At 61.9% G+C, this 11,575-nt stretch carries 14 protein-coding genes; 9 read left to right on the plus strand and 5 right to left on the minus strand.

Translation table 11 applies throughout. The annotated features are described in order from the left end of the window. Positions 1-13: 13 nt before the first annotated feature. Complete coding sequence (locus tag C4N04_RS13365; RefSeq protein ID WP_009983498.1) at positions 14-448, plus strand: CBS domain-containing protein; 435 nt, start codon at positions 14-16, stop codon at positions 446-448. 59 nt (positions 449-507) lie between these two features. On the opposite strand, the gene C4N04_RS13370 is transcribed toward C4N04_RS13365, so the two are convergent. The 3 genes from C4N04_RS13370 to folE all read right to left on the minus strand — a co-directional run bounded on the left by C4N04_RS13370 (position 508) and on the right by folE (position 2,677). Beyond that, positions 508-1,470 carry a patatin-like phospholipase family protein gene (locus C4N04_RS13370; RefSeq protein WP_010059921.1) on the minus strand — a complete coding sequence of 321 codons (963 nt, stop codon included), beginning with the start codon at positions 1,468-1,470 and terminating at the stop codon, positions 508-510. 114 nt (positions 1,471-1,584) lie between these two features. Further along, positions 1,585-2,037 carry a phosphoribosyl-AMP cyclohydrolase gene (gene hisI, locus C4N04_RS13375; RefSeq protein ID WP_077993581.1) on the minus strand — a complete coding sequence of 151 codons (453 nt, stop codon included), beginning with the start codon at positions 2,035-2,037 and terminating at the stop codon, positions 1,585-1,587. Positions 2,038-2,062: 25 nt separating this feature from the next. Then, positions 2,063-2,677 (minus strand): GTP cyclohydrolase I FolE, encoded by a 615-nt coding sequence (gene folE, locus C4N04_RS13380; protein ID WP_009986788.1) that lies wholly within the window; start codon positions 2,675-2,677, stop codon positions 2,063-2,065. Between the two features lie 309 nt (positions 2,678-2,986). Between folE and C4N04_RS13385 the strand changes: the two genes are divergently transcribed. The 4 genes from C4N04_RS13385 (at position 2,987) to thrS (ending at position 6,625) form a co-directional block, all read left to right on the plus strand. Then, positions 2,987-3,433: an iron-sulfur cluster assembly scaffold protein gene (locus C4N04_RS13385; RefSeq protein ID WP_096764595.1), complete on the plus strand. Its 447-nt coding sequence runs from the start codon at positions 2,987-2,989 to the stop codon at positions 3,431-3,433. Between the two features lie 5 nt (positions 3,434-3,438). Further along, positions 3,439-3,843, plus strand: coding sequence for a membrane protein insertion efficiency factor YidD (yidD, locus tag C4N04_RS13390; protein WP_086156228.1), 405 nt, complete (start codon positions 3,439-3,441; stop codon positions 3,841-3,843). 126 nt (positions 3,844-3,969) lie between these two features. Beyond that, positions 3,970-4,497: a DUF1697 domain-containing protein gene (locus C4N04_RS13395; protein ID WP_010020106.1), complete on the plus strand. Its 528-nt coding sequence runs from the start codon at positions 3,970-3,972 to the stop codon at positions 4,495-4,497. Between the two features lie 121 nt (positions 4,498-4,618). Beyond that, on the plus strand, positions 4,619-6,625 hold the full coding sequence (gene thrS, locus C4N04_RS13400; protein WP_106796201.1) for a threonine--tRNA ligase: 2,007 nt from the start codon (positions 4,619-4,621) through the stop codon (positions 6,623-6,625). A gap of 170 nt (positions 6,626-6,795) precedes the next feature. Here the strand turns inward: thrS and C4N04_RS13405 are convergent, their stop codons facing one another. Then, positions 6,796-7,893 carry a hypothetical protein gene (locus C4N04_RS13405; RefSeq protein WP_106796202.1) on the minus strand — a complete coding sequence of 366 codons (1,098 nt, stop codon included), beginning with the start codon at positions 7,891-7,893 and terminating at the stop codon, positions 6,796-6,798. A 113-nt stretch (positions 7,894-8,006) separates the two neighbouring features. Between C4N04_RS13405 and C4N04_RS13410 the strand changes: the two genes are divergently transcribed. The 3 genes from C4N04_RS13410 to C4N04_RS13420 all read left to right on the plus strand — a co-directional run bounded on the left by C4N04_RS13410 (position 8,007) and on the right by C4N04_RS13420 (position 10,458). Continuing rightward, entirely contained in the window at positions 8,007-8,591 is a 585-nt protein-coding gene (locus tag C4N04_RS13410) for a nitroreductase (RefSeq protein ID WP_106796203.1), read from the plus strand. Then, on the plus strand, positions 8,591-9,199 hold the full coding sequence (locus tag C4N04_RS13415; RefSeq protein WP_010057745.1) for a flavin reductase family protein: 609 nt from the start codon (positions 8,591-8,593) through the stop codon (positions 9,197-9,199). The genes C4N04_RS13410 and C4N04_RS13415 overlap by 1 nt, the downstream gene beginning before the upstream one ends. A 113-nt stretch (positions 9,200-9,312) precedes the next feature. Beyond that, complete coding sequence (locus C4N04_RS13420; protein ID WP_106796204.1) at positions 9,313-10,458, plus strand: DUF2336 domain-containing protein; 1,146 nt, start codon at positions 9,313-9,315, stop codon at positions 10,456-10,458. Between the two features lie 99 nt (positions 10,459-10,557). On the opposite strand, the gene C4N04_RS13425 is transcribed toward C4N04_RS13420, so the two are convergent. Continuing rightward, positions 10,558-10,974: a hypothetical protein gene (locus C4N04_RS13425; RefSeq protein ID WP_106796205.1), complete on the minus strand. Its 417-nt coding sequence runs from the start codon at positions 10,972-10,974 to the stop codon at positions 10,558-10,560. A gap of 128 nt (positions 10,975-11,102) precedes the next feature. On the opposite strand from C4N04_RS13425, the gene C4N04_RS13430 reads away from it, so the two are divergent. Beyond that, the gene (locus tag C4N04_RS13430; protein ID WP_106796206.1) at positions 11,103-11,561 is read left to right on the plus strand and encodes a GNAT family N-acetyltransferase; all 459 of its coding nucleotides are present in this window, start codon (positions 11,103-11,105) and stop codon (positions 11,559-11,561) included. Positions 11,562-11,575: the final 14 nt, after the last annotated feature.

Raw genomic sequence — 11,575 nt, forward strand, 5'->3', positions numbered from 1 at the left:
ATAGGAGGTTCGAATGACCAGTTCAGTCAAAGCAATCCTCGACCTGAAGGGTAGGGACGTCGTTACCGCCGGGTCGAACACGACCGTCGCCGAGGCAGCCGTCATCCTCAGCAAGAAGAAGATCGGCGCCATCGTCGTCGTCGGCATGGACAATCGGATTTCGGGCATGTTCACCGAGCGCGATCTCGTGCATGCGATTGCCAAGCACGGCAAGGAGGGTCTTGACCAGCCGCTTGCCCAGGTCATGACAGCAAAGGTCTATCGCTGCCATGAGGAGACGACCGTCAACGAACTGATGGAACTGATGACCAGCCGCCGCTTCCGCCACGTCCCGGTGGAAAGCAACGGCAAGCTCGCCGGCATCATCTCGATCGGCGACGTGGTGAAATCGCGGATTGCCGAAGTCGTGCGCGAGGCCGAGGATATCAAGGCCTATATTGCCGGCTGAGCTCGCCTATTTGTCCAAACGATGCCGTCGTCCCCAGCCGCCTGTTGCGGGACGACGCCTCACGGAGTGGTGGCGTAGACTTCCTGCATACGCTTGATTTCGGGAAGCCTGGCTCTGGCTTCCTCGTAGCCGCGTTCGATCGCCTCGCCGGCCCGGTGGAATTCTGAAAGACCGATATAACTGAGGCGCGGCTGCAGCGAAATGTCGGGCGGATCGCCGGCAAGGCGGGCGCGGGCAATCCTGTCCTGGATGATGTTGAAGGCCTGCACCATGACGCCGGTCATTCCGAGGCGGGCATAGGGCGCCTCTTCCTGTTTCTGCACTTCCTGCGGCGAGAGGCTGGCATTGTGCCGGACGACGGCCGAGCGGCCATAGAGATCGTAATTGAGATTGACGGCGACGACCAGCGGCTGCTCATAGGCGCGGCAAACGGAGACGGGAACGGGATTGACCAGCGCGCCGTCGACCAGCGTGCGGTGATTGCTGCGCACCGGCTCGAAGATGCCGGGCAGGGCATAGGAAGCGCGCAGCGCCGTGATCAACGAACCGTTGGCGATCCAGACCTCATGGCCGGTGTTGACCTCGGCGGCGACCGCGACGAAAGGCCGGTCCAGATCCTCGACATTCAGGCCTTCGAGATGCTCCTGCATGCGCTTGGTCAGCCGCATGCCGCCGAACAGGCCGCTGCCGCCGATGGTCAGATCGAGCAGGCTTGCGATCCGGCGCATGGTCAGCGAGCGTGCGAAGGTTTCGAGTTCGTCGAGTTTGCCGGCAAGATAGCAGCCGCCGACCAGGGCGCCGATCGACGTCCCGGCAATCATGCCGATTTCGACCCCGGCTTCGTCAAGGGCGCGCAATACGCCGATATGGGCCCAGCCGCGGGCCGCGCCGCCGCCAAGCGCGAGCGCGATCTTGATTTTCTTGGCTGGCGCAGGGGAAGGGATTGTCTCGAGTATCGTCGACATGCTGGAACCGGAATCTTCGCCTTCAGCGCTTTGACGATGCAGACTCCAGTTCAGCATTGCGCTCTCCCCTCCCAGCAGAACACGTATGTCCCATAGTGTGCCCGTTCAGTTGAAAAATGGTATATAGAAGCGGTTTCTGGCACAATAAGGGGCAAATGCGGGAAGTTCGACCTATTTTCCGTAGACGTCCTGCGGATCGAAATGACGTTCGTCGTCAACGATATCGAGCATTGGTTTTCCGTCCCGAAGCGTGACTGTGCGATAGAAGCAGGAGCGGCGGCCGGTGTGACAGGTGGCGTCATGGCCGGCGACCTCGACCTTCAGCCAGATGGCGTCCTGATCGCAATCGGTGCGAATTTCCTTGACCGTCTGAAGGTTGCCCGAGGTCTCGCCCTTCTTCCAGATCTTGCCGCGCGAGCGGCTGAAATAATGGGCCGTTCCCGTCTGGATGGTCAGCGCCAGCGCCTGGGCGTTCATATGCGCGACCATCAGCAGTTCGCCGTCGCCGGCGTCGGTGACGATCGCGGTGATCAGGCCGCGATCGTCGAACCGCGGCGTGAAATCGCCGGCGTCTTCCAACGCCGATTTGTCCTCGGATGGTTGATTGAAGATCAGGTGACTCATCGCGGCCCTCCTGCGGGAGCCGGTATCAGCGGCTCCGCACCATGCTCATGAAACGGGCCTGATCGGCCGGTTCCGTCTTGAACGTTCCCGTGAACGTGGTCGTCAACGTCGTCGAACCCTGCTTCTGAACGCCGCGCATCGCCATGCACATATGTTCGGCCTCGATCATCACTGCAACACCGCGCGGCTGCAGCGTATCGTCGATGGCGCGGGCAATCTGGGCCGTCATCGTTTCCTGCGTCTGCAGGCGGCGGCCATAGATCTCGACGACACGGGCAATTTTCGACAGGCCGAGCACGCGTCCATCCGGCATATAGGCGACATGGGCCTTGCCGATGATCGGCACCATGTGGTGTTCGCAATGCGAGTAGAAGGGAATGTCCTTGACGAGGACCATGTCGTCGTAACCTGCGACCTCTTCGAAGGTCCGGCCGAGCACGTCCTCGGCCGCCATGTCATAACCGGCGAAGAGCTCGCGATAGGCCTTGGCGACACGGGCGGGTGTCTCGATGAGGCCTTCGCGCGTCGGATCGTCACCGGCCCAGCGCAGCAGAACGCGCACGGCTTCCTCCGCCTCCTGCTGGGAGGGGCGGTCCGAGTCGCGGTTCGGCTGCGGAAAGTTCTTTACGATGGCGTCCATGATCAATGGTCTCCTGGTCCGCACCGCGAACCCATCTGTCGGAATTGCCACTGGTCAGTCCCATGCGGGAATTCATGCACCTTTGGCAGGCTCCGGGGCTTTCGGGGCAAATTCAACGCCCGTCCGGCACGGTTTCCCAATCAAACTTACACGAGGCCATTGCATTTTCATGGCCTTCGAACGACATACATATAGGAAGACGGCCACCTTATGTAAGTATCCTCAGATGACACGGTGTGTTTTTTGTTTCAATAACAATAACAGCGCCATTAAGGCCGATCCGCAGCGATTTTGGAGCGGAAACCCAGCATGGACGACATCTACAACAGCAAAATCCTCGAATTCGCCGGCAATATTCCGTTGACCGGCACGCTGGCGGACGCCGATGCGACCGCCCAGGCACACTCCAGGCTTTGCGGCTCGAAGGTTCGGATCTGGCTGAAGATGGACGGCGATGTCGTCACTGCCTTTTCGCATGACGTGAAAGCCTGCGCACTCGGCCAGGCATCGTCCTCGATCATGGCCCGCCATGTCGTTGGCGCCACATCGGGTGAATTGCGGCAGGCCCGTCAGGATATGCTTGCCATGTTGAAGGCAGACGGGGTGGGTCCCACCGGACGGTTCGAGGACATGCGCTATCTGTTGCCCGTGCGCGACTATAAGGCCCGCCATGCCTCGACGATGCTGACCTTCGACGCGGTCGTCGATGCGATCGGACAGATCGAGGCGAAACGGGCGGAAGTGATCGAGGCGTAACCGAGATGTGCGAGTTCTGCGTCCGGCAGGCTGAGGATGAGGACGATGGCGGCGCGGCCGGATCGAGCCAGCCGCGCGGAAGGCCGGCGCGTTATTCCCGCAATTATACCGGCGCGTTCCGCAAGAGTCCCGACCGCCTGCTCGGCATGGGGCTGATCCGCCTCTATCAGTTGACGCTTTCCGGCTTCGTCGGCAATTCCTGCCGCCATATCCCGACCTGTTCCGAATATGGCTATGAGTCGATCGCCCGGCACGGATTGTGGGCCGGCGGCTGGATGACGCTGTTTCGCGTCAGCCGCTGCGGCCCGGGCGGCACCAGCGGCCTCGACCCGGTGCCCGAAGCGCTCGGCGACGGCTTCCACTGGTGGACGCCCTGGCGGTATCTCTCCCTCGGACGCAAAAGAGGGTGAGTGCTATGACGATATCAAGCGAATACGCGTGCGTGGCGGAGTTCCGGCATTGACGACGGGCGAGGTGTGGTCACCATTCGGTGACCGTGGTTTCTCACCTGGGATAATTGAGGAGTCCTGGCGGCCATGAGCACCTTCATCGCTCTCCTGCACAGCATCGTCCTGACGCCGGATCGCCGCGTGATCATGGAAGATTTGCGCGCGCTTGCCAAAGAGCTGGGTTATCGCGAACCGCGGACCTTGGTTTCAACCGGCAATCTCGTTTTCGAAGCCGACGAAATGCGGCCGCATGAACTCGAGGTCGCGCTGGAAGAGGGCTTCGAAGAGAAGTTCGGCAAACATGTCGATATCATCGTGCGCAGCGACTGCACCTGGATGGCGCTTTGCAGTACCAATCCGTTCAGGGACGGCAGCGGCGACCAGGTGATCGTCCGGGTGATGCGTCTGCCGGTCGACCCTGAGAAGGTCGAGGCTTTGAAGCCGCTGATGACGGAAGGCCAGCGCATCGCCATCGTCGGCGGCGACCTCTGGATCGATTTCGCCGGCAAGCCGAGCCAGTCCAAGCTGCTTTCGGCGCTGACCACCAAGCGGATAGGCATCGGTACGATGCGCAACTGGAACACGGTCTGCGGCCTCGCTCAGATGATCATGTAGACCGTCTTCTTCTTTACTCCCGAGGGAAATCTGGGTATCAGGCGGCAGCGCCTCCAAAGGACGGAGGCGCTTCGTTTCAACCACCCGCATTCGTTGGCGGGACTGGACAAGGAGAATTTCGATGTCCCAAGCTATTTCCCTGACATTTCCCGATGGTTCCGTGCGCAGCTTCCCGGCCGGCGCAACTGGCAAGGATGTCGCCGAATCCATTTCCAAGTCGCTTGCCAAGAGCGCCGTCGCCATTGCGATCGACGGCGCCGTGCGCGACCTTTCCGACGCCGTCACCGATGGCAAGATCGAAATCATCACCCGCAAGGATCAGCGCGCGCTGGAACTCATCCGCCATGACGCCGCGCACGTGATGGCCGAAGCCGTGCAGGAACTCTGGCCCGGCACCCAGGTGACGATCGGCCCTGTGATCGAGAACGGCTTCTATTACGACTTCGACAAGAACGAGCCGTTTACGCCCGACGATCTGCCGAAGATCGAAAAGAAGATGAAGGAGATCATCGCCCGCAACGCGCCCTTCACCAAGCAGATCTGGTCGCGCGACAAGGCCAAGGAAGTTTTTGCCGCCAAGGGCGAACAGTACAAGGTCGAGCTCGTCGATGCGATCCCGGAAGGGCAGGATCTGAAGATCTATCATCAGGGGGACTGGTTCGACCTTTGCCGCGGCCCGCACATGGCCTCCACCGGTCAGGTCGGTACCGCCTTCAAGCTGATGAAGGTCGCCGGCGCCTACTGGCGCGGCGACAGCAACAACGCCATGCTGTCGCGCATCTACGGCACGGCATGGGCTGACCAGGCCGATCTCGACAACTACCTGCATATGCTGGCCGAAGCCGAGAAGCGCGACCATCGTAAGCTCGGCCGCGAGATGGATCTCTTCCACTTCCAGGAGGAAGGCCCCGGTGTCGTCTTCTGGCATGGCAAGGGCTGGCGCATCTTCCAGACGCTCGTTGCCTATATGCGCCGTCGGCTTGCCGTCGATTATGAAGAGGTCAACGCGCCGCAGGTGCTCGACACGTCGCTCTGGGAAACCTCGGGTCACTGGGGCTGGTATCAGGAGAACATGTTCGCCGTGAAATCGGCACATGCGATGACGCACCCACAAGACAAGGAAGCCGACAACCGCGTCTTTGCGCTGAAGCCGATGAACTGCCCCGGCCATGTGCAGATCTTCAAGCATGGCCTGAAGTCCTATCGCGAGCTGCCGATCCGGCTTGCCGAATTCGGTCTGGTGCATCGTTACGAGCCGTCGGGCGCGCTGCACGGGCTGATGCGCGTGCGCGGCTTTACGCAGGACGACGCGCATATCTTCTGCACCGACGAGCAGATGGCGGCCGAATGCCTGAAGATCAACGATCTGATCCTGTCGGTCTATGAAGATTTCGGCTTCAAGGAAATCGTCGTCAAGCTCTCCACCCGGCCGGAGAAACGCGTCGGTTCCAATGCGCTCTGGGATCGCGCCGAAGCCGTGATGACCGACGTCTTGAAGACGATCGAGGCACAGTCCGATGGCCGCATCAAGACCGGTATCCTGCCGGGCGAGGGCGCCTTCTACGGTCCGAAGTTCGAATACACGCTGAAGGATGCGATCGGCCGCGAATGGCAGTGCGGCACGACGCAGGTCGACTTCAACTTGCCGGAACGCTTCGGCGCCTTCTACATCGACAGCAATTCCGAAAAGACGCAGCCGGTGATGATCCACCGTGCCATCTGCGGCTCGATGGAACGCTTCCTTGGCATCCTGATCGAGAACTTCGCCGGCCACATGCCGCTCTGGGTATCGCCGCTGCAGGTGGTCGTCGCGACGATCACCTCGGAGGCCGATGCCTACGGCCTCGAAGTGGCCGAGGCGTTGCGCGAGGCCGGTCTCAACGTCGAGACCGACTTCCGCAACGAGAAGATCAACTACAAGATCCGCGAGCACTCGGTCACCAAGGTTCCCGTCATCATCGTCTGCGGCAGGAAGGAAGCCGAGGAGCGTACGGTCAACATTCGCCGCCTCGGCAGCCAGGACCAGGTTTCGATGGGGCTCGACGCTGCGGTCGAGAGCCTGACGCTCGAGGCGACACCGCCTGATATCCGCCGCAAGGCCGAAGCAAGAAAAGCCAAGGCGGCCTGAAAACAGCCGGAATACGACAGCGCCGAACCTCGGCGCTGTCGAGTAAAAGCGGTGCATTCCGAACCCGGCTGCTCTTCGAAGTATCTTTCAGCAATGATGGAAACCGGCGCTTAAAGCGCTGGCCGATCCGCGTGAGTTTTGCATCCGTCCGAGGCGCGTGCGCGGGAAAATCAATCCAGGCTGGCGCCGTCGCCGCTTTGCGGCACGAGCTGTTCATAGGAGGGCAGAGGCGTTTCGGGGGGCGGCTGGACGCCCGGTGGCGGCGGCGTGCCGGCCGGCACCTGCTGAACGGTGCGCGCCGCACTCTCCGGCTGCTGCGGCTGCTGGTCCTTCATCAGTACCTCGACATCGGTGTTCCTGCCGGCGACCACTTTGAAATCGCGCTGGTAGATCTTGTCCTTGTTGCGGGCGACGGCAGAATATTCGCCTTCGGCGAGAACCATGGTCGGAAAGGCGCTGACGCTTTCGCCGACGCTGTCGCCGGCTGCCGTCAGGATCGACCATGCCGTATCGGCGATCGCTTCGCCCCCGGCTTCCGAGACCAGCTTGAAGGTGATCTGTGCGGCGCGATGCTGGATCGTCGCCTCGGTGAGCTTACCGGCTTCGACCTGGATGTCGGCGCGGATGACGGCGTTGACGCTGCCATATTCGGAAACGATGTGATAGGTGCCGGCATTGAGGCGCACGACAGTGTTCGGCGAGACATCGGCCACCACGAGACCGCGCTCGCCATCGTCGCGGACTTCCGAGGAATAGATCGAGAAACTCAACTGATCCGGACGGATGCGGGAGTCGGTGCCGGAGACGGCGTTGAGCAGGATGCCGCCGGCATCGAGCACCATTACCTGCTTGTCGACCGCGCCGTCGGCAGGCACGGTCAGCTTCTTGGTAACGCCGGCGCGGCCGAAGGAGACGTTGACGAAATAGTCGCCGGGAGCAAGCTGAAAGGCGGCGGGTCCGCCCTTGGCGCTGGCGATCAGCGGCAGCTTACCGTCGGTTCCGGCGATCGGGCTGAAGACGTACCAGGACAAACCATCCTCGACAGGCGTGCCGTCGGCCGTCAGCTTGGCTTCCATCGCGACGTCGCGCAGCTTGGCGGCTTCGGGGGCGGTGCCGGGCGCGATGAAAGCGTTGAGCTTCGGCATCTTCGGCGTCGATTCGATCTGCTTGAAGTCCTTGAAAGCGTCCTGCGCGCCGGCGCCGAGGGGCGTCACTACCATCAGGGCGATGGCGATGCCGAGGCGTGCAAAAGGCGAAATGCCAAACATCTGTTTCGTGAACCGATTGACTTCTGAAATCGCAAAGGCCACTTCAAGACCAACGCGATGGCAAATTCAAGACCCACCCTTTGCAGCAGCATAAAAATGAAAGTTTCTCCCGCATGAAATCCGATATTAAGCTGATCGACTATCTCGCCGTGCGCCGCTCCATCCCCGCTTTCCAGATGTGCGAGCCGGGCCCCGAGAAGGCCGAAATCGAGGAAATCCTGCGTCTCGCCTCGCGTGTTCCCGATCACGGCAAGATCGCGCCCTGGCGCTTCATCGTCTATCGCGGACAGGAACGCGTCGGCCTCGGAGAGGCGCTGCTGAAGCTGGCGCTCGAGACGAAACCCGATCTTTCCGAAGAGATGATCCAGGTCGAGCGCACCCGCTTCACCCGCGCGCCCGTGGTTGTGGCCGTCGTCAGCAAGGCGGGGCCGCACATCAAGATCCCGGAATGGGAGCAGCTGATGTCGGCCGGCGCACTCTGCCTCAACGTCCTCCTGTCAGCCAATGCCCATGGCTACGTTGCCAACTGGCTGACGGAGTGGTTCGCCTATGACGAGCGCGCCTATCCGCTGCTCGGCGTCGGAGCCGATGAAAAGGTGGCCGGCTTCATCCATATCGGCTCGACGACATTTCCGGCAATCGAGCGGCCGCGGCCGGAGCTTGCCGACACCGTCACCTGGGTCGGCGGAGAGGATTGATGTTCTACACCACCGACAGCAACCGCCATGGGCTGGCGCATGATCCCTTCAAGGCGATCGTGTCGCCGCGGCCGATCGGCTGGATCGGCAGCAAGGGCAGGGATGGCTCGATCAATCTCGCGCCCTATTCCTTCTTCAACGCCGTCGCCGACCGTCCGAAGCTGGTGATGTTTTCGTCCGCCGGGCGCAAGCACAGCCAGCGCAACGCGGCGGAGACCGGCGTCTTTACCTGCAATTTCGTCAGCCGCGATCTCGCCGAAAAGATGAACCTCTCCTCGGCCGCACTGCCCTACGGCGAGAGCGAATTCGGCTTCGCCGGGCTGACGCCGAAGCAGGCCGAACTCATCGATGCCCCCTATGTCGGCGAGGCCTTCGCGGTGCTCGAATGCAGGGTGACCGAGATCATCGAGCCGAAGACGCTGTCGGGTACGCCATCCGAAAACGTCATGGTGTTCGGCGAGGTGATCGGCATCCGCATCGACGAAGCGATTGTCAGGGACGGCCGCCTCGACATGTCGATTGCCCGGCCTGTGGCCCGCATGGGCTACATGGATTACAGCGAGGGCAGCGATGTCTTCGAGATGCTTCGGCCGCAGGTCGCGGGCTGACGCGAAGGCATACAAAAAGGCATACAAGGGCTTAAGAAATATGGTGAACGAATCTTAAACCTTTTGCCGCTACGGTCGCAGCAATGAAAGGAACGCGAGGGAATCGCGTTCAAGTGCTGGGGCGTCGCGTGATCGTAGAAGCTTTCCTTCGTTGGATCGAAACGGCCAAGACCGGCGATCGGGCCCGGGCCGCGAATGCACTCGGTCGAGCCTATCTGCAATCTCAGATGAGCGCGGAGGAGCGGGCGGCGGCCGAGATGGCAATGACCTTTCTGCTCGACGATCCGTCGCCGCGCGTGCGGCTTGCGCTTGCCGAGGCGGTCGCCTGGTCGCCCGACGCGCCGCGCGGCCTGGTCCTTTCGCTTGCCGCGGATCAGCCTGAGATCGCCTGCCACGCCGTCACCTGTTCACCGCTTCTGACCGATGCCGATCTCGTCGATCTCGCCGCACGCGGCAATGGCGCGACCCGGATGCTGATCGCGGCGAGGGCGCGTGTGACGCGGCCGGTTTCGGCCGCCCTTGCGGAGGTCGGCGATAAAGAGGAACTGCTCTGCCTGCTCGAGAACGAGGGCGCGGTCATTTCCAGCCTTTCGTTGAAGCGCATCGCCGAACGGCTCGGCGACTGCTGCGATATCCGCAATCTGCTTCTCGAACGCAGCGATCTCCCGGCCGATGCCCGCCAGCTGCTCACCCAGCATGTCAGCAATGCGCTGGTCGGTCTGCCGCTTGTTCAGGCGGCGATCGGGCTGCAGCGGCTGCAGCGGATCAGCCGCGAGGCGACGGAAGCGGCAATCGTATCGATCGCCGGCGATATCGCGCCGCGGGAGATACCCGACCTCGTCGAACATTTGCGCCTCAACGGCCGCCTGACGCCGTCCTTCCTGATGCACGCCCTCTGCTGCGGCAAGGTGGACTTCTTCGCCGGAGCGATCGTCGATCTGACAGGCTGCGGCGAGCGCCGCGTGCGCGCGATCCTGGCGACGGGACGCATGCATGCGGTGCGCGCGCTCTATGAATCCGCCGGTCTGCCGAGGGATATCAGCGTGATCTTCGTGGAGGCGACGCTTCTGTGGCGCGAGGCGGCCCGCAAGGCGCCGGGCAGCGTGCTCGGCACTGTCTGCGGTCGTCTTCTCGAAAAATTCCGCCATCACGACGGCGCCCATGGTGCGGTCGGCGAACTGCTCGACATGGTGGAGAAACTGCACGTCGCCGAACAGCGGCAATCAGCCCGCGTCTATGCGGCGCTTGCAGCGGCCTAAAGCGCATCGCGATCTTTCAGATTCGCTCCTTGCGTTTTAGCTCTCTGTTTTCACACATGTCGTTGCTGCAAAACCGCGCACAACGTTGTGCGACATGCTTTAATCGGCGATCCGTGTCGCCACCCAGGAATAGCTGGCGGATACGAAATGCACGGGCTTGGAGAGCGTCTCCTTGACGTCCCGGCCCGAGGGAAGATGTGCGCGGACCTGGCCGGCGATATTTTCAGCGAAGCTGGCGAGTTTTCCCACGGGTTCTTCGACAGGCTCGGGCGCAGGAACGGGGGCCGGTATGGGCGCCGGCTTCGGCGGCTCGGCGGCGGCGACGGCTTTCGGCGCCTCGCAGACCGCGATCACCGAGGGATAGTGGACATTGGCATAGGACTTCAGCCGGCGCTCGGCCTCGGCATCGCAGGCGGCAACCGTTTCCCAACGCTTGTCGACTGTCGCGACATAGCTGCATTGGCTGACGGAATCGTCGCAACCGAGAATCGTCATCGCGATGAGCACCGCTTGCATATTCTGCTTCCTTGGCTATTGAACCTGACATTGCCTTAGACGGCGCAATTCCAACCGAATGAAGGCAAGAGGATTAACTCTTCGTCATCTCCGCGAAAAATTGCGCCTCGCACGCATCGGGAGCCAGCATGTCCGTCACCATTGCCCAGGAGCCACCGCGGCAGGAGGGCGTCATCCGCCTTCTCGATCTTTCCGATGCCTATGCGCAGTCGCTTTATCCGGCCGAGAGCAATCATCTGGTGGACCTTTCTCTCCTGGAAAAGCCTTCCGTGAGTTTCTTCGTCGCGCGCAACCATGGCGCAATCGTCGGATGCTGCGCATTGGTGGAGGCCGGCGACGGTACGGCGGAGATCAAGCGCATGTTCGTCGACCCGCAGGCGAGGGGACTGAGGATCGCCAGCGGCCTGATGAACGCGCTGGAGGCGGTCGCAAGGGAAAAGCGGCTGATGGCGGTCCGGCTCGAAACCGGCATCTATCAGCCCGAGGCGATCGCTCTTTATCGCAAATACGGATATAGGGAGATCGAGGCTTTCGGCGCCTATCTGCCGGACCCGCTCAGCCTGTTCATGGAAAAGCGGCTGGGATAGGGCCAAAAGGCCTG

Source organism: Rhizobium sp. H4 (assembly GCF_003013335.1).
Classification (GTDB): domain Bacteria; phylum Pseudomonadota; class Alphaproteobacteria; order Rhizobiales; family Rhizobiaceae; genus Rhizobium; species Rhizobium sophoriradicis.